Origin of the sequence: Micromonospora ureilytica, from assembly GCF_015751765.1 — a bacterium.
GTDB lineage: Bacteria > Actinomycetota > Actinomycetes > Mycobacteriales > Micromonosporaceae > Micromonospora > Micromonospora ureilytica.
The window spans coordinates 1,720,258-1,742,750 of record NZ_JADOTX010000001.1; the positions used below are offsets into that span (position 1 = coordinate 1,720,258).

16 protein-coding genes are annotated in these 22,493 nt (G+C 71.7%); 12 read left to right on the plus strand and 4 right to left on the minus strand.

Features of this window, described 5'->3' with window-relative positions; translation table 11 throughout:
• Positions 1–13: 13 nt before the first annotated feature.
• The 3 genes from IW248_RS07530 to IW248_RS07540 are packed head-to-tail and all read right to left on the minus strand — an operon-like array spanning position 14 to position 3,215.
• Positions 14–1,036, minus strand: a complete 1,023-nt coding sequence (locus IW248_RS07530) for a D-alanine--D-alanine ligase family protein (protein ID WP_196926298.1) — start codon at positions 1,034–1,036, stop codon at positions 14–16.
• Complete coding sequence (gene alr, locus IW248_RS07535; protein WP_196926299.1) at positions 1,033–2,175, minus strand: alanine racemase; 1,143 nt, start codon at positions 2,173–2,175, stop codon at positions 1,033–1,035. Before alr ends, IW248_RS07530 begins: the two co-directional genes overlap by 4 nt.
• Complete coding sequence (locus IW248_RS07540) at positions 2,172–3,215, minus strand: acyltransferase family protein (RefSeq protein WP_307787824.1); 1,044 nt, start codon at positions 3,213–3,215, stop codon at positions 2,172–2,174. The genes alr and IW248_RS07540 overlap by 4 nt, the downstream gene beginning before the upstream one ends.
• A 247-nt stretch (positions 3,216–3,462) precedes the next feature.
• Between IW248_RS07540 and IW248_RS07545 the strand changes: the two genes are divergently transcribed.
• The gene (locus IW248_RS07545; RefSeq protein ID WP_196926301.1) at positions 3,463–4,335 is read left to right on the plus strand and encodes an LLM class F420-dependent oxidoreductase; all 873 of its coding nucleotides are present in this window, start codon (positions 3,463–3,465) and stop codon (positions 4,333–4,335) included.
• 72 nt (positions 4,336–4,407) lie between these two features.
• On the opposite strand, the gene IW248_RS07550 is transcribed toward IW248_RS07545, so the two are convergent.
• Complete coding sequence (locus tag IW248_RS07550) at positions 4,408–6,669, minus strand: catalase (protein ID WP_196926302.1); 2,262 nt, start codon at positions 6,667–6,669, stop codon at positions 4,408–4,410.
• 184 nt (positions 6,670–6,853) lie between these two features.
• Here IW248_RS07550 and IW248_RS07555 point away from each other — a divergent pair, with 184 nt between their 5' ends.
• The 11 genes from IW248_RS07555 (at position 6,854) to IW248_RS33660 (ending at position 22,467) form a co-directional block, all read left to right on the plus strand.
• The gene (locus IW248_RS07555) at positions 6,854–7,753 is read left to right on the plus strand and encodes an alpha/beta hydrolase family protein (RefSeq protein ID WP_124817027.1); all 900 of its coding nucleotides are present in this window, start codon (positions 6,854–6,856) and stop codon (positions 7,751–7,753) included.
• Positions 7,754–7,890: 137 nt separating this feature from the next.
• The gene (locus IW248_RS07560; protein WP_196926303.1) at positions 7,891–8,679 is read left to right on the plus strand and encodes an ABC transporter ATP-binding protein; all 789 of its coding nucleotides are present in this window, start codon (positions 7,891–7,893) and stop codon (positions 8,677–8,679) included.
• On the plus strand, positions 8,676–9,398 hold the full coding sequence (locus tag IW248_RS07565) for an ABC transporter ATP-binding protein (RefSeq protein WP_196926304.1): 723 nt from the start codon (positions 8,676–8,678) through the stop codon (positions 9,396–9,398). Before IW248_RS07560 ends, IW248_RS07565 begins: the two co-directional genes overlap by 4 nt.
• A gap of 30 nt (positions 9,399–9,428) precedes the next feature.
• Positions 9,429–10,307 carry a branched-chain amino acid ABC transporter permease gene (locus tag IW248_RS07570; RefSeq protein WP_091399163.1) on the plus strand — a complete coding sequence of 293 codons (879 nt, stop codon included), beginning with the start codon at positions 9,429–9,431 and terminating at the stop codon, positions 10,305–10,307.
• Positions 10,304–11,416: a branched-chain amino acid ABC transporter permease gene (locus IW248_RS07575; protein WP_196926305.1), complete on the plus strand. Its 1,113-nt coding sequence runs from the start codon at positions 10,304–10,306 to the stop codon at positions 11,414–11,416. Before IW248_RS07570 ends, IW248_RS07575 begins: the two co-directional genes overlap by 4 nt.
• 86 nt (positions 11,417–11,502) lie before the next feature.
• Complete coding sequence (locus IW248_RS07580; RefSeq protein ID WP_196926306.1) at positions 11,503–12,789, plus strand: ABC transporter substrate-binding protein; 1,287 nt, start codon at positions 11,503–11,505, stop codon at positions 12,787–12,789.
• A 334-nt stretch (positions 12,790–13,123) separates the two neighbouring features.
• Positions 13,124–13,735 (plus strand): TetR/AcrR family transcriptional regulator, encoded by a 612-nt coding sequence (locus IW248_RS07585; protein ID WP_196926307.1) that lies wholly within the window; start codon positions 13,124–13,126, stop codon positions 13,733–13,735.
• 68 nt (positions 13,736–13,803) lie between these two features.
• On the plus strand, positions 13,804–16,626 hold the full coding sequence (locus IW248_RS07590; protein WP_196926308.1) for a helix-turn-helix transcriptional regulator: 2,823 nt from the start codon (positions 13,804–13,806) through the stop codon (positions 16,624–16,626).
• 46 nt (positions 16,627–16,672) lie between these two features.
• Positions 16,673–17,821, plus strand: coding sequence for an acyl-CoA dehydrogenase family protein (locus IW248_RS07595; protein WP_196926309.1), 1,149 nt, complete (start codon positions 16,673–16,675; stop codon positions 17,819–17,821).
• Positions 17,822–17,838: 17 nt separating this feature from the next.
• Positions 17,839–18,303, plus strand: a complete 465-nt coding sequence (locus IW248_RS07600; RefSeq protein ID WP_196926310.1) for a MaoC family dehydratase — start codon at positions 17,839–17,841, stop codon at positions 18,301–18,303.
• Between the two features lie 519 nt (positions 18,304–18,822).
• A complete protein-coding gene (locus IW248_RS33660) occupies positions 18,823–22,467 on the plus strand; it encodes an nSTAND1 domain-containing NTPase (RefSeq protein WP_196926311.1) in 3,645 nt (1,214 codons plus the stop codon).
• Positions 22,468–22,493 lie beyond the last annotated feature (26 nt).

Below are 22,493 nucleotides of genomic sequence, written 5' to 3' on the forward strand. Positions count from 1 at the left end.
AGCGACCATCGCCTCACACCAGGTTGACCGCTGGGGCCGGCCGGGGCAGCGCGCTGTGCCGGCCGTGGTCCTGGTCGGCCAGCGCGCCGGAGATCAGGATGTCGATCAGGGCGGCGAACCCGATGCCGGCCTGCTGCCAGATCTGCGGGAACTGCGACGCGGCAGTGAAACCGGGGAACGTGTTGACCTCGTTCACGATGGGCTCGGTCGACCCCTCGGTGGGCAGGAAGAAGTCGACCCGCAGCAGCCCGCGGCAGTCGAGGGCCTGGAAGGCGCGGATCGCGCGGTCCTGAAGCACCTCGGTGGTCGCCGCGTCGAGCGGGGCGGGAATCTGGAAGATGGCCCCGCCGTCGTACTTCGCGTCGTAGTCGAAGAAGCCGGAGCCGGTCACCCGGATCTCCAGCGGCGGGCCGGCCTGCACCCGACCGTCCGGGTGCTGGAGGACGGCCACGTCGATCTCGCGCCCCCGCGCCCCCTGCTCGACGAGCACCTTGGGGTCGACCTGGCGGGCCTGCTCCAGCGCGGCGGGAACCCCCGCCCAGTCGTCCACCCGGACGACGCCGAGGCTCGACCCGGCCCGGGCCGGCTTCACGAAGACCGGCAGCTCCAGCCGACGCTGGTCCTCGGGCGACAGGTCCTCGCCGGTACGCAGGGTCACCCCCGGGCTGACCCGCAGTCCCTCCGCCGCGAGGAGCCGCTTGGTGACTCCCTTGTCCATGCCGGCGGCGCTGGCGAAGACGCCGTTGCCGACGTACGGCACGCCGAGCCATTCCAGCAGCGACGACACGGTGCCGTCCTCGCCGTACGGGCCGTGCAGGGCCGGGAACACCACATCCTGGGCGCGCAGCACGCGCAACGCCGCAGGCAGCGGCGTCGGCCGGCCGCCGACGTGCCACCCGCCGTCGCGGTCGATGAGCACCTCGGTGACCTGGTACCGCTCACGGTCGAGGTGGGCGAGGATGCTCGCCGCCGAACGGCAGGACACCTCGTGCTCGCCGCTCTGCCCGCCGTACAGCACTGCCAGTCGGGTTGTCATGAGTTCCGTGCCCTTCCGTGGAGGTGCTCGCGGGCCACCCGGGCCCCGATGCCGGTCAAGATCTCGTGTGGGTTGGTGTCGGCCCAACGGGCCCACTCGACGACCGTCGGAGGGTGCTTGTCACCCTCGGCCGGGCCGAACACCACGACCGGGTCGCCGATCGTCACGGGCAGATCCCCGGCGTCGACCACGCACTGGTCCATGGCGATGCGCCCGACGATCGGGCACCGCCGACCGGCGAGCCACACCGAGGCGCTACCACCCGCGGCCCGGGGCAACCCGTCGGCGTAGCCGAGCGGCAGCAGCGCCAGCGTGGTCGGTGCGCCGGTCACGTGCTCGGGCCCGTAGGAGACGCCCGTGCCGGCCGCTACCCGCTTGACGTTCACCACGCTCGTTCGCAGGGTCATCGCGGCACGCAGCCCGAAGTCGCCCGGACCGTTCGCGCCGAACGGGTCCACACCGTAGAGAGCGATCCCGATCCGGCAGAGGTCGAAGCGGGTCCGTGGTGCGGAGAGCGCGGCCGCGGAGTTGGCCAGGTGGACGAGTTCGGGGTCCAGACCAGCCGACCGAGCGGTCCGCAGCGCCTCCTCGAAGGTCGTCACCTGCCGGGTGAGCGCGGGGGCGCCCGGCAGGTCGGCGTCGGCGAGATGGGACCACACCCCGCGCACCCGGATCCCGCCCTCCCGTTCGTACTTGCGGGCCCAACCGACCAACTCGGGCCAGTCGTCCCCGGCGGCCCCGTTGCGGGACAACCCGGTGTCCGCCTTGAGCTGCACCATCGCCGGTACGCCGAGCAGACGGGCCGCGTCGGCGACGGCGTGCAGGTGCGTCGTCGTGGACACGCCGACGTCGACGCCACCCTTGATCAACATACCGAAGTCGTCGTCCGGGCCGTGCAGCCAGCTCAACGTGGGCGCGGTCACACCCGCGTCGCGCAGGGCCAGCGCCTCGGTCGTCGAGGTCACCCCCAGCCAGGTGGCGCCGGCGCGCAGCGCGGCTCGGGCCACCTGCACCGCGCCGTGGCCGAACCCGTCGGCCTTCACCACCGCCATCAGTCCGGTGCCGGTGACCGCCGCGATCGTCCGCACGTTGCTGGCGATCGCGTCCAGGTCGACCAGGGCTTCGGCGAGGGCGCTCATCCGGCCGCCTCCACCCGGCGTGGGCCGGGGAGCGCGAACAGCCAGCCCGCGCGAACCGCCAGCAGCCCGCGGTGGACGGCCAGGCTCAGGCCGATCACCAGCGCGGTCAGCAGAATCGGATAACCGAGCACGATCAGGTTCTGAGCGGACCCACCCAGCCCGGAAACCGGTGCGAGCAACAGCCGGTGCAGCAGGGCCAGGACCGGCATGTGGATGACGTAGATCGGCAGGGTGATGCGGCCGAGCCTAGCCAGCGGTTTGCTGAGCGCCGACCACCGCGACAGCCGGGCAGCTGCGGTTATGCCGAAGATCACTGCCACCACGGAGACCAACGGCCAAACCCCGAACCACTGCTGGGCGCCGGTCACCGCCATCGCGGCGAGCGCCAGGACATAGGCGCCCGAGGTCAGCAACAGCCGACGACGGCCGGCGGTGGCGGCCCACTGCTGGATCTGCGGCCGCAGGTACAGGCCGGCGAGGAAAAAGACCAGGTTCTGGTAGAGACCGGCGCGGTTGCCCGGGGTGTCGAGCAGGCCGGCGGCGGCGACGGCGGACAGCGCAGCGGCGGGGACCAGGACCAGCGCCCGGGGCACCCGACGGGTCGCCTTGGCGATCGTGAAGTACAGCGCCAGGGCGTACAGGTACCAGAGGTTGGACGGCGTGATGGTGAGCTGCTCCAGCAGGCCGAGGGCCGAGGTGGCACGGTCGGTGGGCAGCTGCGGCGCGGTGGCGAGGACCACCGTGTGGATCAGGAGCCAGACGGCGTACAGGTAGAGGAACCCGGCGATCCGGCTGCGCGCGACCACCCGCCAGGGTCGCTGCGCCGCGTTCGCCGCGAAGACACCCGAGATGGTGAAGAACAACGGCATCCGTAGCGGGAGGAACTGCTCACCCAGCGTTCCCCAGAAGCCCGGCACCGGTACGCCGATGTGCCAGTCGATCTGGAGGTAGTCCTTCACGACGACATGCCACAGGACGACGAGGATGATGCAGACGCCCTTCGCGGCGTCAGCCCACTCGGCCCGCTGTGGTCGTCCCACGGCGGGGGTGGTCCCGGCCCGGTGACGGAATCGGACGCGTGTCGCGTCGGACTCCACGTCGGCGGTTCGGGACTCGGTGCGAGACAGCAGTTGGATCACTCATCAGAAGCTGCCAGCCGGATATCCGCAGGCGAGCCACGAATTGTCATGAACGCGTAATGGACGCCGACGGACCCGAATCGTCGGCAGGTCCGAGCCGCCCCGGCGGACGTCGGGCGGCACTAGGCTCGTTGCGGAGGTGCCGAACATGAAGCTCGGGCTGCACTACTGGAACTACTCGACCCCGGCCGACCCGACCGGGATCGCACTGACCCTGGCGCAGACGGCGACCAGCGCCGAGCAGGCCGGCGTCGCGTCGTTCACGGTGATGGACCACTTCTTCCAGATGGACGCGGTGTTCGCGGCCGAGGAGCCGATGCTGGAGGCCTACACCACGCTGGGCTACGTCGCGGCGAAGACTCAGCGGATGACGCTGGGTGTGCTGGTCACCGGTGTGATGTACAGGTACCCGGGGTTGCTCGCCAAGACCGTGACGACCCTCGACGTGCTCTCCGGCGGTCGGGCCCGCCTCGGCATCGGCGCCTCCTGGTACGAGCGGGAGCAGCTCGGGCTGGGTGTGCCGGTCGTCCCGGTGGCCGAGCGGTTCGAGCGGTTGGAGGAGACGCTGCGCATCTGCCTCCAGATGTGGAGCGCCGACGACGGCCCGTTCAACGGCAAGCACTACCAGCTCGCCGAGACCATCAACTCGCCGCAGCCGTTGAGCCGCCCGCACCCGCCCATCATGATCGGCGGCGGTGGCGAGAAGAAGACCCTGTTGCTGGTGGCCCGGTACGCCGACGCCTGCAACCTGTTCGGCCGCGGAGGCATTGACGACGTCGCGCGCAAGCTGGACGTGCTGCGCGGGCACTGCGCCGCCGAGGGCCGCGACTACGACACCATCGAGAAGACGGTGGTCGCCGGCCAGGCGCCGCTGGAGGACATCGACGCGTTCCTCGCCGAGGTCTCCGAGTACGCCGCGCTCGGTGTCAGCGAGGTGCAGGTGACGCCGGATCGGCACCCGGTCGAGTTCGCCCAGCGACTCGGCGACGAGGTGCTGCCCCGGTTGGCCGACATCAGCTGATCCCACCGCGAGCACCACAGACGAGGGCCGCCCTCCCGGTGGTGCGGAGGACGGCCCTCGTCGGTGGTCGGGTCAGGCGACCGAGGCGGGGAACCGTTCCCACACCCGGTGCGCGGCCATCAACTGCTGTACCGCCGTCAGCGCCTCGGCGCCGGAGCCCGCCGCCACGACGCCCGGGGTGCCGGCCACACCGGCCTGTTCCAGCACTGTGACGCCGGCGCCCCAGGCGCCGATCGCCTTGGCGTGCCGCCAGCACTCCTCGACGAGCAGCAGCACGCGGGGGTCCACGGTTGCCGGGGCCGGACTGCCCGCCTTGGCGTCGCGGGCGGGCAGGGCATCCGGTGCGGGTGCCGGCGCTCCGGCCAGCAGGACCGCGTCGAACTCGACCGACCGGCCGGTGGCGAAGGTGCGCTGCACCGGCAGGTCGCCCACCATGCCGCCGTGCGGGGCGATCAGCAGCGGCACCATGCCGGCGTCGAACACGGCCCGTCGGACCTCGTCGACACCGTCCAGGTCGCCGTCGGGGTCGACGACGATCCCGACGACGCGGCCGTCACTCGGCCACTCCCGACCGACCTGTGACAGCGCCGGGCTGGGCGTGACGTCGACGAGGGGCGTGGTCGGCTGCGGCGCGGGCAGGCCCAGGCCGGTGGCGACCTGCTCGCACAGCACCGGGTCGATGTTGGCCAGGCTCTGCAGCTGACGCTCCTTGATCGCCTGGTGGTAGCACTTGCCCAGCTCGAAGGTGTACGCCCGGATGATGTGCTCCTTCTCGACCGGTGACATGCTCAGCCAGAACAGGCGGACCTGGCTGTAGTGGTCGTCGAACGAGGCCGGGTTCGCGCGTACCTTCGGTGCCTGCGCGACAGTGACCGGCACGTCGACGAAGGCGTGCTCGGCGTCCCCGGCGGGGAACGGGTTGCCGCCGTCGAGCGAGTTCGGCCGGTACGGCGCCACGCCCGCGTGCACGGCGTGCTGGTGGAAGCCGTCGCGCAGCATGTCGTTCACGGCGGCGTGCGGGCGGTTGATCGGGATCTGCGTGAAGTTGGGCCCGCCCAGTCGGGTGAGCTGCGTGTCGACGTACGAGAAGAGCCGGCCCTGCAGCAGCGGGTCGTTCGTGACGTCGATGCCCGGGGGCAGGTGGCCGAGGTGGAAGGCGACCTGCTCGGTCTCGGCGAAGAAGTTCGTCGGGGTGCGGTTGAGCACCAGCTTCCCGATCGGCTGCACCTCGGCCAGCTCCTCCGGCACGATCTTCGTCGGGTCCAGCAGGTCGATGCCGGCGAAGGTCTCCTCGGGAGTGTCCGGGAAGACCTGGATGCCCAGCTCCCACTCCGGGTACGCGCCGGCCTCGATGGCGTCGTAGAGGTCGCGGCGGTGGAAGTCCGGGTCCATGCCGCCGAGCAGCTGCGCTTCCTCCCAGGTCAGCGAGTGCACGCCCAGCTTCGGCTTCCAGTGGAACTTGGCCAGCACCGTCTCCCCGGCCTCGTTGACGAGGCGGAAGGTGTGCACGCCAAAGCCCTCCATCGTCCGGTACGAACGCGGAATGCCTCGGTCGGACATGTTCCAGATGGTGTGGTGCTGCGCCTCGGTGTGCAGCGACACGAAGTCCCAGAAGGTGTCGTGGGCGCTCTGCGCCTGCGGGATCTCCCGGTCGGGGTGCGGCTTGCCGGCGTGGATGATGTCCGGGAACTTGATCGCGTCCTGGATGAAGAAGACCGGCATGTTGTTGCCGACCAGGTCGAAGGTGCCCTCGTCGGTGTAGAACTTCGTGGCGAAGCCACGGGTGTCGCGGACCGTGTCGGCCGAACCTCGCGAACCGAGCACCGTGGAGAACCTGACGAAGACCTCGGTCTCGCGCCCCTTCTTGAGGAAGCCGGCCCTGGTGACAGCCTCGGCGGTGCCGTACGCGGTGAACACACCGTGCGCACCGGCGCCCCGGGCGTGCACCACGCGCTCCGGAATGCGTTCGTGGTCGAAGTGCGTGATCTTCTCGCGTAGGTGGTGGTCCTGCAGGAGCACCGGGCCGCGCGGGCCGGCCTTGAGCGAGTGGTCGGTGTCGCGCAGCCGCGCCCCGTTCGCGGTCGTGAGGTAGGCCCCCTGCTGACCGTTCGCGATCGTTGGCGCGCCGGTCTCGGCGCCGGTTGGGGTGCGCGTCTGCGGTGCCCCCTGTTCCGGCTTCGGCGGCAGCGGGTCGTGCGGCGTCGTCGGCTCCTCAACCGGCGGTGGCGCGCTCCCCGGCGCACCGGGGACATCCGGGGTGAGGGCGTCGGCGATCTTTCCTGAGGCGGTCTTGACGGCGTTCTTGACCGCCTCGGTGGGCTTGCTGGAATCCACTGAATGAACCTCTCCATGGCGCGTGTGCGGGCCGGCGCCTGCCCTGCTACCCCTGGTCAGAGGGTCGAAACACAACTCGGCTCGGCATCCTGCCCGGGGACTGGTGATTTCGCCGATGCCGGGATCGGCGGAACAGCCAAAACTGACACACGTCGATATCCCTCGACTTTAGGGAGTGCCCGACGTGTCCTCACCAACCACCACCCGTCCCCGTTCCGTCGCAGCCCGTGCCACCCGGCTCGCGCTGGCTGCCGTCCTGGCCGCCGGCGGCGTCCTGGCCGGATCGTCCGGCGCCGCCCAGGCCGCGAGCCCGTACGAGCGGGGCCCCGCCCCGACCACAGCGATCCTGGAGGCCAGCCGCGGCCCGTTCGCCACGTCCTCGCAGAGCGTGTCCTCGCTGAGCGTCACCGGCTTCGGCGGCGGCGTCATCTACTACCCGACCAGCACCAGCGAGGGCACCTTCGGCGCCATCGCCATCTCGCCCGGTTACACCGCCGCCTGGTCCAGCATCAGCTGGCTCGGACCGCGCATCGCCTCGCACGGCTTCGTGGTGATCGGCATCGAGACCAACAGTCGGCTGGACCAGCCGGCCAGTCGGGGCCGACAGCTCCTCGCCGCGCTGGACTACCTCACCCAGCGCAGCTCGGTGCGGACCCGGATCGACAGCAGTCGACTCGCGGTGGCCGGTCACTCCATGGGTGGCGGGGGCAGCCTGGAGGCGGCCTCGTCGCGGCCGTCGCTGCAGGCCGCGGTGCCGCTGGCACCGTGGAACACGGACAAGAGCTGGTCCGAGCTGCGGGTGCCCACGCTGATCGTCGGCGGGGAGAGCGACAGCGTCGCCCCGGTCTCGTCGCACTCGGTGCCCTTCTACAACAGCATCCCGGCGTCCGCCGAGAAGGCGTACCTGGAGCTGAACGGGGCGAGCCACTTCTTCCCGCAGACCACCAACACGCCGACCGCGCGGCAGATGGTGGCCTGGTTGAAGCGGTTCGTCGACGACGACACCCGCTACGAGCAGTTCCTGTGCCCCGGCCCGAGCGGCTCGCAGATCCAGGAGTACCGCAACACCTGTCCCAGCGCCTGACGGCGGTCACGGGGCGGTCGCCGCTGGCGGCCGCCCCGTCCACGTGCGTGAAGGGGGCATTGAAGGTCTTGACGCCAAACCCGAGAAACGTACACTGCGAGTGTAAATAAACACCCGCCACGACAGAGGGATGGGTGATGGAGCGCGGCCTCGAACTGCACCACATCGGCGTCCGTTTCGGCGGCCTCACCGCCCTCGACGACGTCTCCCTGCGGGTGCCACCCAACCAGGTGGTGGGCGTCATCGGGCCCAACGGCGCCGGCAAGACCACGCTGTTCAACGTGATCTGCGGCTTCGTCGCGCCGGAGACGGGTTCGCTCACCCTCGACGGCCGGCCGCTGCGGCCACGGCCGCACCGGCTGACCCGGCTCGGCATCGCCCGGACCCTGCAGGGCACCGGGCTCTTCGCCGGGCTCACAGTGCTGGAGAACGTGATGACCGGCGCTTCGCACACCGCTCGTGCGGGCTTCGCCCCGGCGCTGCTCGGGCTGCCGGCCAGCGACCGCGACGAGCGCCGGCTCCGCGGGGACGCCCTGGCCATCCTCGACGAGCTGGGCATCGCCGAGCACGCCGAGGCCGCGCCGACCACCCTGCCCTTCGCCGTACGCCAACGGGTCGCCCTGGCCCGCGCGCTCGCCGCCCGGCCCCGACTGCTCCTGCTCGACGAGCCGGCGGGTGGCCTCGGCGCCGACGACATCGCCGCCCTGGCGGAGCTGGTCCGGCAACTGCCCCGGCGGGACACCGACCCCTGTGCCGTGCTCCTGGTCGAGCACCACATGGACCTGGTGATGGCCGTCTGCGACGAGATCGTGGTGCTCGACTTCGGCCGGGTCATCGCCTCCGGCACACCCGACGAGATTCGCGACGACCCCGCGGTCACCGACGCATACCTCGGTGCCACCGTCGAGGAAGAGGTCTCCCCATGACCGCGACCGACCTGCTCGTCGTGCGGGGGCTGGTCGCCGGTTACGGCGCCGCGCCCGTGCTGCGGGCCATCGACCTCACCGTCCCGGCCGGCACGATCGCCGCGGTCGTCGGCGCCAACGGCGCCGGCAAGACCACCCTCCTGCGTGCGCTCTCCGGCATGATCCGCCCGGCCGCCGGCCAGGTCCTCCTGGCCGGAGAGGACCTTCGGGGCACGCCTGTGGAGCAGCTCGTCCGCCGTGGCATGGCGCACGTCCCGGAGGGTCGGGGCGTGATCAGCGAGCTGACAGTCGACGAGAACCTGCGACTGGGCGGGTTGTGGCGGCGCGACCGGGCCGACGCCCGGCTGGCGCTCGACGAGGTCTACCAGCTCTTCGAGCCCCTGGCCCGACGCCGCCGCCACCTCGGTCACCAGCTCTCCGGCGGTGAGCGGCAGATGCTCGCGCTCGGTCGGGCCCTGGTCGGCCGACCCCGTCTGCTGCTGCTGGACGAGCCGTCGCTCGGCCTGGCGCCACGGGTGGTCGCCCGGACCATGGCGCTGCTGCGCCAACTGCGTGACCGCACCGGCCTGACCGTCCTGCTGGTCGAGCAGAACGTGCGCAGCGCGCTCGCCGTCGCCGACCAGGGCGTCGTGATGTCCCTCGGTCGGGTGGTGATCGCCGCCCCGGCGGCGCGGCTGCGCGACGACGTCGACCTGCGCCACGCGTACCTCGGTTTCTGACCACCACCTCGTCCCCCGGAGGGAGGACTGTTGGACCGCTTCGTCTTCCTCACCGTCGACGGCCTGTCCCGGGGCGCGGTGTATGCCGCGTTCGCGCTGGCCCTGGTGCTCATCTGGCGGGCGGCGCGGGTCGTCAACTTCGCCCAGGGGGCGATGGCCGTCGCCGCCGCCTACGTCGCCTACACCGTCAGCACCGCGACCGGCTCGTACTGGCTGGGCTTCGTGGTCGCGATCGTCGCCGGGCTGCTGCTCGGCGCGCTGGTGGACCGCGTGGTGATGCGGCACGTCGATCACGCCTCACCGCTCAACCCGGTGATCGTCGCGCTCGGGCTGGTGCTGCTGATCCAGGCCGTGCTGGGCATGGTGTACGGCAGCGAGTTCCGCCCCGCCGAAGCTCCGTTCAGCCGGTCCGCTCTGACCGTGGGCGGGGTCGCCGTGCTGTCCCCGTACGACCTGTTCGTCTTCGCCACGATCGGGGTGGTGGTCAGCGGCCTGGCCTGGATGTTCGCGCGTACCCCGGTGGGGTTGCGAATGCGGGCGGCGGCCTTCGCTCCGGAGGTCTCCCGACTGCTCGGGGTCAACGTCGGTGGCATGCTGACCCTCGGCTGGGCGCTCGCCTCCGGGGTGGGCGCGCTGGCCGCCATGCTGGTCCTGCCGACCGAGTTGGGCCTGCACCCGCACGCGATGGACCTGGTGTTCGTCTCGGCGTTCACGGCGGCGGTGGTCGGCGGGTTGGACAGCCCACCGGGGGCGGTGGTCGGCGGTCTGGTGGTGGGGCTGCTGCTCTCCTACGTGAGCGGCTACGCCGGCAGTGACCTCACCCCGCTCGCGGTGCTGGTCCTGCTGCTGGCGGTGCTGCTGGTCCGGCCCGGTGGGCTGTTCGCCCCGGTCGCGGCGAGGCGGGTGTGAGCGCCACGAGGGCGGCAGTGCCGCCGAGACACCGGCTCGATCACCCGGGCGGCCGACCTGTCGACCGGCGACGCGGCTCCACACTGCTGCGTCACCTCGCTGTGGTGTTGGCCGCCGGGTTGCTGCTGGTGGCGGTCAGCTACGCCGTCGAGCCGTTCCGCAACTTCCAGCTCGCCACCGTGGCCGCCTACCTCTGCGCGACCGCCGGGCTGACCGTCCTCACCGGGCTCAACGGTCAACTGTCGCTCGGGCACGGCGCGTTGATGGCGACCGGGGCGTACACCGTGGCGCTGTGCCAGACCGCGTTCGCCGACCGGGGGATGACCGGCGGATGGCTGTTGCCGCTCTCGCTGGGCGCGGCGATCGTCAGCACTGTCGCGGTCGGCGCGGTGGTCGGTGTGGCGGCGGCCCGGCTGCGCGGTCCCTACCTGGCCGGGGTGACCCTCGCGGTGGCCGTGGTGGTGCCGGCGCTGGCCGTCACCTTCGACGGCGTGTTCAACGGCGAGCAGGGGTTGTCGGTGCCGGTGGAGCCGCCGCCGCTGTCGCTCGGCCCGTACTTCCCGTACGAACGGTGGCAGCTCTGGGTCACCGGAGCGGCCACCCTGCTCGCGTTGCTGCTGTTGGCGAACCTGATCCGCAGCCGGTACGGGCGAACCTTCCGGGCGGTCCGCGACGACGAGGTGGCGGCTCGCCTCGCCGGCATCCACGTGGCCCGCACCCAGGTCCTCGCGTTCGTGGTCAGCGCCGCCACCGCCGGGCTCGGCGGCGCGTTGCTGGCGGTCCTCGCGCAGAGCGTGTCACCCGGGGCGTTCTCGCTGACCCTGTCGCTGTTCCTGCTGATGGCCGTGGTGATCGGTGGACTGGGTCGACTGACCGGCGCGTTGTGGGGGGCCGTTCTGCTGGTCGCCCTGCCCGATCTCACCCACTCGCTGACCGACACGCTCACGCTCTCGCCGGCGGTGGCGCAGCGGCTGGAGGGCAACCTCCCCCTGGCGATCTTCGGACTCACCCTGATCGTCGTCATGATCGCCGCCCCCGGCGGTGTGCAGGGTCTGCTGTCGCGTCTCGGCCGGGCGTTGCTGGCCAGGCGGCCGACCCGGCGTTCCTGAGCTGTCCTCGGTCCGGCCTCGGCCGGGCGCCCCACCACCACACCGTTCCCACAGAGATAACCGGACCGAGAAAGGTCGGTGTTCCCATGCACCGTAAAGCGCACCGCGGCCTCGCGATCGCCAGCACCCTTGCCCTGCTCATCACTGCGGCCGGCTGTAGCGGCGACGACGGCCCCGGCTCCGGCGGGGCGTCGGTGCCGGGCGTCACCGACACCGAGATCGTCGTCGGCACCCACATGCCGCTGACCGGGCCGGCCTCGGCCGGCTACTCCAAGATCGCACCGGCGACGAAGGCGTACTTCGACTACGTCAACGCCAACGGCGGAGTACACGGCCGGAAGATCACCTACAAGATCATGGACGACGGCTACAACCCGGCGAACACCCAGCAGGTGGTCCGTCAGCTCGTCCTGCAGGACAAGGTCTTCGCCGTCCTCAATGGTCTGGGTACGCCGACGCACACCGGGGTGCTGGACTTCCTCAAGACCAACCGGGTGCCCGACCTCTTCGTCGCCTCCGGCAGCCGCAGCTGGGACCAACCGGACAAGTATCCGGGCACGTTCGGGTTCAACCCGGACTACACGGTCGAGGGCAAGATCCTCGCCAACTACGCGAAGGTGAACCTGGCCGGGCAGAAGGTCTGCTTCCTCGGTCAGGACGACGACTTCGGCCGGGACAGCCTGGCCGGCGTGGAGAAGGTGCTCGGCGCCGGGGCCGTGGCGGCCAAGCAGACGTACGTCACCAGCAACACCAACGTGGCGCCGCAGATCGGCGCCTTCAAGGCGGCCGGCTGCCAGGTCGTCGTGCTCGCCACAGTGCCCGGCTTCACCGCGCTCTCCGTCGGCACCGCGGCACGGCTGGGCTTCAAGCCGCAGTGGCTGGTCTCCAACGTCGGCGCCGACCACCCGACGCTGGCCAAGCAGCTCGGCGCCGCCGCGCCGCTGCTGGAGGGCATGGTCGGCACGAACTACCTGCCGATGCAGAACGACACCGCGAACCCGTGGATCCAGCTCTTCACGAAGGTCAACAAGGAGCACAACGGGGACGCGCCGTTCGACGGCAACACCGTCTACGGCATGTCGGTCGGCTACCTCTTCGTGCAGACGCTGCTCGCCGCCGGCAAGGACCTCACCCGGGAGAAGGTGCTGGACGCCGTGCAGAAGGGCGGCTTCCAGGGCCCCGGGCTGGTGCCGCTGCGCTTCTCCGCCACTGACCACTCCGGGTACGGCGGCCAGCGGTTGAGCCGGGTGACCGGGGGAGTGCAGAGCTACTTCGGGCCGGCGTACGAGACGGACGAGGCGGACGGGTCGGTCAACGAGTACACCGCCACCCCGGCCGCGCCGCCGGCGAACGGGGTGCCGACCGCCTCCTGAGGCCCCGTCCCCCCCGACGTCCGACCGGGCGTGGTCCCGCGTGACCACGCCCGGTCGGACGGCTGCGCGTGTGCTGTCGGCGCGGCCTGCCGACCGATCGTCCGAGGCGTTGACCGACACCGATCAGCGCTCATACTATCTGCACCGTGACTGCATATTCGGCCCGTCCCGTCGCCCGACGACACCACCTGGCCGATCGTCTGCGACGGCGGCTCCTCGCTGACCGGCCGGACCGGATGGCGGCGTCGGTGGAGCGTCCGGGAACGCTGATCAGCGCCTGTCTAGACTCGGCGGTGCGTCGGGGGACGCCATGACGGTGAGGGGGCGGGGGCGAATGGACGGGGTCGATGTGGTGGGCCGGGTCGACGGGCGCACCGCCCGCGCCGAACGGACCCGGGCGGCCATCGTCGAGGCGCACCTCGCGCTCATCTCCGAAGGCGACCTCCGCCCGACCGGGGAACGCATCGCCGAGCGGGCCGGCATCTCGCTGCGCACCCTCTGGACCAACTTCAAGGACATGGAGACGCTCTTCGAGGCGAGCGGCGCGGAGGTGCTCCGCCAGCAGGACGCCGCCCACCGGCCGATCTCACCCGGGCTGCCGATGGCGAAGCGGGTCGACGCGTACTGCCGGCAGCGGGCTCGGCTGCTCCAGCTCATCGCACCGTCGGCGCGAGCCGCCCAGATGCGGGAGCCGGTCTCCGAGCAACTGCACCGCAACCGTCTCAAGCACATCGAGCGGGTCCGGGACGAGGTCGAGGAGCTCTTCGCCGTCGAGCTGGCCGAGGCCGGTCCGGGGCGGGAGCAGTTGCTCAACGCCCTGGTGGCGGCGAGCACGTGGCAGGCCTGGTCGATGTTGCGCTACGGGCTCGGTCTGGGCGTGGACCAGGCCCGCGCGGTGATGGCCCGGACCGTGGGCGCCCTGCTGGCCGAGGTCGCGCCCGACTGAGTCCGGCCGGCCCGGCCCGATATCGCCCCCTCTTTCCATTCGGTTTCCGATGGGTAACACTGGCAGACATGGTTACTGCATCAAGAGTGCAACTAACCGTACTGCGTGGCCGGGACGACGAGTGCCGGGCTGTCCGGAGCCTGCTCGACGGCATGACCAACGCCGGCGGTGCCCTACTGGTGCGCGGAGAGCCCGGATCGGGCCGGACGGCGCTTGTCGGCTATGCCCATCGGCACGCCGAGGGCTGCGCCGTGCTCGCCGGCAGTGGCCTCGCCGAGGAGGCCGCCCTGCCGTACGCCGGCCTGCAACGTCTGGTCGACCCCGTGCTCGACCGGGCCGCAGCCCTGCCCAACGAGCAGCGCCAGCTGCTGCGGCGAGCGCTGGCCGGGGAGAGCTGCCCGGCCGACCGGCAACTGACGCTGTCGATGGCGGTGCTCGGGCTGCTCGCCGCCGCCGCCCGGGACCGGCCGTTGCTCGCCACCATGGACGACATCGACCGAGGTGACCCGCAGACCGCCCAGGTGCTGGCGTTCGTGGCCCGCCGACTGCGGCACCTGCCGCTCGTCGTCCTGCTCACCGCCGACATCACCGCCAACCTCGACGGGATACCGGCACACCGACTGCGCGCGCTGACCGAGCAGGAGAGCGCCGCTGTCCTCACCGACCGCCTCCGTCGGCTGACCGAGCGCGAGGGCGTCGACCGGCTCCCCGAGCGGCCCGCCGCGTCGGCCCTGACCGCGTTGGCCCTGATCGGCGGCGGCAACCCGCAGGCCCTGGTGGACCTCGCTGAGGTGCTCAGCGCGGGGCAGTGGCGGGGGGAGGAGTCGCTGCCCGCCGCGCCACCGGCGGATGGAGCGCTGGGTCGCGCGTACCGCGCCCGGCTGGACCGCCTGCCACCGGAGACCCGACGGGTGCTGCTGCTCGCCGCGCTCGACGAGGACGGCGAGCCGGTCACAGTGATCCGGGCAGCCGCGGCCGCCGGCGCCGAGGTCGAGGCGCTCGCCCCGGCGGAGGTCGCCGGCCTGGTCCGCGTCGACCAACGAGGTGTCACCTTTCCACAGCCGCTGGTGCGCGCGATGATCGCGGCCAGCGCGCCGCTCGCGGAGCGCCGCGCGGCCCACCGCCTGCTCGCCGAGGTGCTGGTCGCGGACGGGCAGCGGCTCCGCCGGGCGATGCACCTCGCCGCCGCGACGGCGGGTGCCGATCCGGTGCTCGCCGCCGAGCTGGAACAGGCGGCGGTCGGCGGATCCGACGGGTGGGCCGCCGCCTCGGTGGCCCTGCGGTGGGCCGCCGAGTTGAGCGATCATCCGAAGCTGACAGCCGCCCGCCTGTTGGCCGCTGCCCGCTACGCCTGGGCCGGCGGGCAACCCGACGCGGCCCGGCTGCTGCTCGACCGCCTCCGCGCGGTCTGCGCCGACCCGACCGTCCGAGCGCGCGCCGACCTGCTCCGCGGTGAGCTGGAGCTGCGCTGCGGCGCCGCGTCGAGCGCGTCGGCCACGCTGCTGGCCGCCGCCGCGGCAGTGGACGGCACCGACCGGGCCCTGGCGTTGACCGGGTTGGTGCGGGCCGGCGAGGCGGTCTGCTTCGCTGGCGACCAGTACCGGTACGCCGAGGTCGGCCGCCGGGCGCTGGCGCTGCGGCGTCCGAACGATCCGCCGGCCCTGGAGGTCATGGGCTGCCTGATCGCCGGGGTGGCGGCGACCCTGCGGGGCGACCACGAGCGAGCCGGGCCCGCGCTGCGCCGCGCCGTGGTGCTGGGCGGGCGGCTGACCGGTTGGGCGTTGACCCCCACCGCGCTCAGCTGTGCCGCGGCGGCCGGACTGCTGGTGGCCGTGGACGGCGCGGCCCACCGGCTCGCCGAGCGCGCCGTCGAGCTGGCCCGGGAACGGGGCGAGGTGTCCATGCTGTCGCGGGCATTGGAGCTGCGGGCGGTCGCCGAGTACTGGCTGGGTCGGCACGAGACGGCGGCGGAGACCTCCCGCGACGGGCTGCGCGTCGCCCGTGCCAGCGGCCAGGTCAACTGCGCCAACGTCCATCTGGGCATGCTCGCCGTCCTCGCCGCGATCCGGGCCGACCGGGACACCAGCCTGCGGCGGATCCGCGAGATCGGCGAGTCGCCGACGCCGGGCAGCCGTCCGCACGCGCTCGCCGCGTGGGCCCTGGCGGTGCTCGATCTGGTCGACGGCCGGCACGCCGAGGCCGCCGACCGGCTGGCGTCGCTGGCCCGGCTCGGCACCGGTCGAGGTCAGGTCCTCGTGCAGGTGATGGCCACCCCGTACCTGGTGGAGGCGGCGGCGCACCTGGCGCACCGGCCGGCGGCGACGGCCGCGCTCGCCGCATACGACAGGTGGGCCAGCAGCACCGCGAGCCCGCTGCGCCGAGCCCTCTCCGCGCGGTGCCACGCGCTGCTCGCCCCTCGGGGCGGTGCCGAGGCGGAACGGGATTTCCAGGCGGCGCTGCGCCTGCACCCGACGGAGGCCGGCACGTTCGAGCGGGCCCGCACGGAACTGCTCTTCGGCCAGGAGCTGCGCCGCAGTCGACGCCCTCGCGACGCGCGGACGCACCTGCACCAGGCCCGCGAGATGTTCAGCCTGCTCGGGGTGGAGCGCTGGGCCGAGCAGGCCACCACGGAGCTGCGGGCGGCCGGCGAGTCCATCGGTCCGCCGGACCTACCCGCGGCGCGGCTGCTGACCGGCCAGCAACTGCGGATCGCCGAGCTGGTCGCCGAGGGTGCCACCAACCGGGAGATCGCCGCCCGGATGTTCCTCTCCACCCGTACGGTCGACCACCACCTGCGCAACGTGTTCCACCGGCTGGGCATCCGTTCGCGTACCGAGCTGGCCCGCGCGTTCACCGCCGAACGGCAGGTCGGTCTGGCCTCGGACCGGTGACCGTCCGGCCTGGACGCGTTAAACTATCACCGCTAGTTTGAGCGTCATGGACCTCACCCTCTCCGCCGAGCAGACGGCGGTCCGCCAGCTGGCCGCCGAGTTCGCCGACCGCGAGCTGCTGCCGCACGCGGCCGCCTGGGATCGCCGCGAATCGGTCGACCCCGCCATCGTCGGCACGCTCGGGGACCTGGGCTTCCTGGGACTGACCATCGCCGAGGCCGACGGCGGTTCCGGCGGCGACCACCTCGCGTACTGCCTGGTCCTGGAAGAGCTCGGCCGGGGCGACTCCGCGGTGCGCGGCATCGTCTCGGTCTCCCTCGGCCTGGTCGCCAAGTCGATCGCCGCGCACGGGAGCGCGGAACAGCGGGCCGAGTGGCTACCGAAGCTCTGCGCCGGCAGCGCGCTCGGTTGCTTCGCGCTGACCGAGCCGGACAGCGGCTCCGACGCGGCGGCACTGCGCACCCGTGCGGTCCGCGACGGCACCGACTGGTTGCTCACCGGCACGAAGACGTTCATCACCAACGGCACCACCGCCGACGTCGCGCTGGTCTTCGCCCGCACCGGCGGCCCCGGGCACCGAGGAATCAGCGCGTTCCTGGTGCCCACCGACAGCCCGGGGCTGACCCGGCGGGAAATCCACGGCAAGTTCGGTCTGCGCGGCCAGGCCACCGGCGAGCTGGGCTTCGACGAGGTACGCGTGCCCGACACGGCCCGCCTCGGCGCCGAGGGCGCCGGGTTCCGGCTGGCCCTGGCCACCCTCGCCAAGGGCCGGATGTCGGTGGCCGCCGGGTCTGTCGGCATCGCCCAGGGCTGCCTCGACGCGGCGGTCGGCTACGCCGGGCAGCGGACCCAGTTCGGCAAGCCGATCGCCGGGCACCAGCTCGTCCAACAACTGCTCGCCGCCATCGCGGTGGACACCGCCGCCGCCCGGCTGCTGGTGTGGCAGGTGGCCGACCTGATCGACCGCGACCAGCCGTTCGCCACCGAGGCGTCGATGGCCAAGCTCTTCGCCAGCGAGGCCGCCGTCCGCGCGGCCAACAACGCGGTCCAGGTGTTCGGTGGGTACGGCTACATCGACGAGTACCCGGTCGGCAAGTACCTGCGCGATGCCCGGGTGGCCACCCTCTACGAGGGCACCAGTCAGATCCAGCAACTCCTCATCGGACGCGCGCTCACCGGCGTCAACGCCTTCTAGCTGTAGGGAGACCTGGCATGAGAGTGTTCACCTCGTTCGAGGAGTTGGCCGCCGCCACCGGCGAGAGCCTCGGACCCGGCCCGTGGCAGCGCATCGAGCAGAGCCGCGTCGACCTCTTCGCCGACGCCACCGACGACCACCAGTGGATCCACCTCGACCCGGTCCGTGCCGCGGCGGGGCCGTTCGGCGGGACGATCGCGCACGGGTACCTCACCCTGTCGCTGTTGCCCGCGTTGGCGGGCGGGCTCTACCGGGTCGAGGGGGTGGCGATGGGGGTCAACTACGGGCTGAACCGGGTGCGTTTCCCCGCGCCGCTGCGGGTCGGCGCCGCCGTGCGCGCCACCGCCACCATCGCCGACGTGTCGCCGGTGAGCGGCGGCGTGCAGCTGGTCGTGACGGTCACAGTGGACAGCGACAGCGGCGGCAAGCCCGTCTGCGTGGCCGAGACCGTGAGCCGGCTCTACCGCGCCGCGCAGCAGTGAGGCCGGTGGTGCCTTCCTGCACCGCCTCCTGAGCGCCTCCGCAGGCTGAGAGGCGGGGACGAGATCCCGTCCCCGCCCCTCAGCTGTCGAGAGTGGGCACCCCGGTCGCCCGGGTCGTCCTGGCAGTCGATGCGCAACGACCCTTATCGGCTCGTCCGCGTCTACCTTTCCTGGGCTGCTAACGCTTCGGATAGGCGCTGCCGCGATAGGGAACTCGTAAACGACAAGAATCCCCCTCGTCTATCCGGGATTGCGTGACACCCCCCGATCCCGGAACGACCATCAGTGCTGCGGATAACAACGCCGACGCCGTTTCTGGCCTGCATCACACACCCCCTCCCGGTCCTCCTCCGTGTCGCCGATCGCGTCGGGCTGTCGAACGTGGCCGCACGCCTAGTTGCGCTGTGGCTGCTACCCGACACTCGCCGATCGGCGTCCACGGAACTAGATATAGTCGCTGATGGATTGTTTGCCAATCATGTCGCCAGGCTGACAAACAACTCTGTGACGGGGGACAACGTGGGAAGACCTGAGCGGCCGCTCGACCCGGAGGCAGGCGCGCTGGAGCGGTTCGCGCTCGACCTGCGCCAGTTGCGAACAAAGGCGGGCGGGCCGACGTACCGCCAACTGGCCAGGCGTGCGCACTTCTCGGTGACCACCCTGGCGAAGGCGGCCAGCGGTGACACCGTGCCGAGCCTTCAGGTGACACTGGCGTACGTGGCCGCCTGTGATGGCGATCTGGCCGAATGGACCGAACGGTGGCACAGCCTGATCGCAAGCGTGACGTCCGCCGAGACGACGGGGGTCGGCCGCGGGCCGTACTGGGGAATGGCGGCGTTCCAGCCGGAGGACTCAGAATGGTTCTTCGGACGCGAGCGCATGGTGGCCCAGCTGTGTGAAATGCTCACCCGCCTACGATTCGTCGCGGTTTTCGCCCCGTCCGGCGCGGGCAAGTCATCCCTGCTCCGGGCGGGTCTGTTAGCGACAGTGGCCGAGAATCCCGTCAAGGGTCAGCCGGCCTGGGCCACGGTGCTGATGACGCCCGGCGAACATCCAATCGAAGAGCTCGCGCTCCAACTCGTGAATGAGCAGGACCTGGCTCGGGACGCGGTCCAGCGCCAGTTGGCCGATGATCCGGCGAACATCCGCGCGACGATCGAGCACATTCTCGATTCCCGTCCATCGGTCGCGAACATGCTCATCGTGGTGGACCAGTTCGAGGAGCTCTTCACGCTCTGCCGGGACGAGGAGGAGCGGTCGGGGTTCATTGCCGCGCTGCTCGCCGCAGCGGAGGTTTCCAGGGCGCGCGTGGTGCTGGGAGTGCGGGCCGACTTCTATGGACGGTGTGCGGCCTACCCGGCCCTGGTGGCCGCTCTCCATGAGCACCAGTTGTTGATCGGCCCGATGGACGACGAGGACCTACGGCGGACGATCACCGGCCCCGCCGAGCGCGCCGGACTGCTGGTGGATCCGGCGTTGGTGGAGATGGCCGTAGCGGACGTTGGCGGTCAGACGAATGCGCTACCGCTGCTGTCCCACGCGCTTCTGGAGACGTCGCGTCTGCGGCAGGGCAAGCGGATCACACTGGCCCACTACCGCGAGTCGGGTGGCGTGAACGGCGCCATCACCCGTACCGCCGAAGGGGTGTACGCGCAGTTCGACGAGGGGCAGCGAGGGCTGGCACGGTACGTCTTCCTGCGCCTGACCGCCCTCGGTGACGGCACCGAGGACACTCGACGGCGGGCACCACTCGCCGAGTTGGTAGGTGGCGCCGACCCGTTGGCCGCGGCTGGGGTGCTGGGTAGGTTGACGGCCGCGCGGCTGGTCACGGCGGACGACAAGGGCGTCATGGTGACCCACGAGGCCCTGATCCAGGAGTGGCCGCGGCTGCGTCGCTGGCTGACCGAGGATCGGGCGCTGTTGCGCTCTCACCGCAGGCTGACGGAAGCCGCCGCCGAGTGGAGTCGGCACGACCGGGTGGACGGATTCCTGTATCGGGGGGTCCAGTTGGCGCTCTGGGGGGCCCACCAGGTGATGGACCTCAGCGACCTGGAACGGGACTTTCTGGCGACCAGCCGGGCCCGAGAAGCCCGGCGCCGGACGGCCCGGCGACGGCGGACCAGCGTGGCATTGACCGGGCTCGCGGCAACCGTTGTCGTGGTGAGCGTCCTCGCGGCGGTGGCGCTGGTGCAGGCGAACCGGGCGGCCGCCGAACGAGACCTCGCTGTTTCGCGGCAGCTGACGGTCGAGGCCAGTAACCAACTGCAGATCGATCCGCAACAGGCGCAGCGCCTCGCCAGACGTGCTCTGACCACACGCCCGACCCTCGACGCGGAGATGGTGCTCCGCCAGGCCGCTGTCGACGACCGGCTGCAGGCGGTTGTGCCGATGAGCAGCAAGAAGGCCCTGGGCGTGGCATTCAGTCCGGACGGAAGGCGGGTGGCCGCCACCGGGACGGATGGCGAGGTGCGGGTGTGGAACTGGGCCGCGCACGGTGTCTCCGGACCGGGCCTGGCCCTCGCCGGCGGACCCGAGGGGCAGGTCTGGAGTCCGATGTTCAGCCCGGACGGGAAACGACTGGTCATCGCCGGCTCGGACGGCACCGTCCGGATCTGGCAGGTCGATGGAACCGCTGAGCCCATCGTCCTACGCGGGCACGAGGGCCCGGTGTGGGGCGTGGCCTTCAGCCCCGACGGACGGTTGGTCGCCAGTGCTGGCGAGGACACCACAGTGCGGGTCTGGGATGCCCGCGGCGTCGACCGACCGGTGGTGCTGCGTGGGCACACGAAGGTCGCGGTCGGTGTGGCCTTCAGCCCGGACGGGCGCCGGTTGGCCAGCAGCGGCCACGACGCGACGGTACGGCTCTGGGATCTGGCCACGCGATCCACCAAGACGATTCTTACCGGGCCACGCGCGGGCACCAGGACATTGGTGTTCAGCCAGGACGGCACCCGCCTGGCCTGCTCCAGCGCCGACGGTACGGCGTGGGTGTGGCCGCTGACCGGGCCGGTGGCTCCGGTGGTGCTGCGGGGGCATGAGGGCACTGTGGAAGGGCTCGCGCTGAGCCCGGACGAGCGGTGGATCGCGACCACCAGTGACGATCTGACCGTACGGATCTGGAACGCCAACGGCGCCGGTGACCCTTTGGTGCTGCGCGGCCACACCAACCGGGTCTGGGCGTTGGCGTTCAGTCCGGATGGCTCCCGGCTGGTGAGCGCGGCCGACGATGGGACGCTACGGATCTGGGATCCGGGCAGCGATCGTCTGATTCTGCGGGGCCACACGAAGGCCACCTGGTCCGCCGCGTTCACCCCGGACGGGCAGCGGGTGGTCAGCGGCGGCGAGGATGGCACGGTACAGGTCTGGAACCTGGCCACACCGGCAGTGCCTCGGGTGCTGGGCCGCCACGACGGCGACGTCTACGGTCTCACCGTGAGCCCGGACGGGACGAGTGTGGCTACCGGCGGCCGCGACGGCAGCGTGCGAGTTTGGGACCTCGCCGGCAGACATGACCCGGTGGTGCTCCGCGGGCACGAGAAGCAGGCGTGGATCGCCGACTTCAGCCCTGATGGCCGTCGCCTGGCCAGCGTCAGCAACGACAGGAGCCTGCGAATCTGGGACCTCACCGGCCAGAGCGGCCCGGTGGTCCACCGAGTCGCCGAAGAGATCCGGTACGCCGCCTTCAGCCCGGACGGCAGGAAGGTCGCCACGGCTGGCGCGGAGGGCACCCTACGGATCTGGGACGCCCTCGGCACGGCGGCACCTCTGCTCCTTCCCGGTCACGAGGGACTGGTCTGGGCCGTGGCCTTCAGCCCGGACGGACAACGCGTCGCCAGCGCCGGTTTCGACGGCACAGTGCAGATCCACTCCGTCACGAACGCCATCCCTCCGATGACACTGCGAGGACACGAGGGTCCGGTCTGGCACGTGTCGTTCAGCCCGGACGGGCAATGGGTGGTCAGCTCCGGGAAGGACGGCACCGCTCGGCTGTGGCGCGCGTCGGAGGCCGCGCAGTCCGTGACGTTCGAGGGCTTCGGTGCTTCCGTGGAGACCGTCGACTTCAGCCCGGACGGCGAGCGGCTCGTCTCGACCCACGACGACGGTACGGTGCGTGTCTGGCCCTGCCGCGCGTGTGCTCCGGTCCACAGCCTGCTGGCGCCGTGACCAAGGACGTCCGCGACGAGCGGATG

Coding starts and splice junctions, on each gene's coding strand:
- IW248_RS07590 (WP_196926308.1), top strand. CDS start 13,804: ATGGTTACTGCATCAAGAGTGCAACTAACCGTACTGCGTGGCCGGGAC.
- IW248_RS07600 (WP_196926310.1), top strand. CDS start 17,839: ATGAGAGTGTTCACCTCGTTCGAGGAGTTGGCCGCCGCCACCGGCGAG.
- alr (WP_196926299.1), bottom strand. CDS start 2,175: ATGAGCGCCCTCGCCGAAGCCCTGGTCGACCTGGACGCGATCGCCAGC.
- IW248_RS07595 (WP_196926309.1), top strand. CDS start 16,673: ATGGACCTCACCCTCTCCGCCGAGCAGACGGCGGTCCGCCAGCTGGCC.
- IW248_RS07565 (WP_196926304.1), top strand. CDS start 8,676: ATGACCGCGACCGACCTGCTCGTCGTGCGGGGGCTGGTCGCCGGTTAC.
- IW248_RS07530 (WP_196926298.1), bottom strand. CDS start 1,036: ATGACAACCCGACTGGCAGTGCTGTACGGCGGGCAGAGCGGCGAGCAC.
- IW248_RS07560 (WP_196926303.1), top strand. CDS start 7,891: ATGGAGCGCGGCCTCGAACTGCACCACATCGGCGTCCGTTTCGGCGGC.
- IW248_RS07580 (WP_196926306.1), top strand. CDS start 11,503: ATGCACCGTAAAGCGCACCGCGGCCTCGCGATCGCCAGCACCCTTGCC.
- IW248_RS07585 (WP_196926307.1), top strand. CDS start 13,124: ATGGACGGGGTCGATGTGGTGGGCCGGGTCGACGGGCGCACCGCCCGC.
- IW248_RS07545 (WP_196926301.1), top strand. CDS start 3,463: ATGAAGCTCGGGCTGCACTACTGGAACTACTCGACCCCGGCCGACCCG.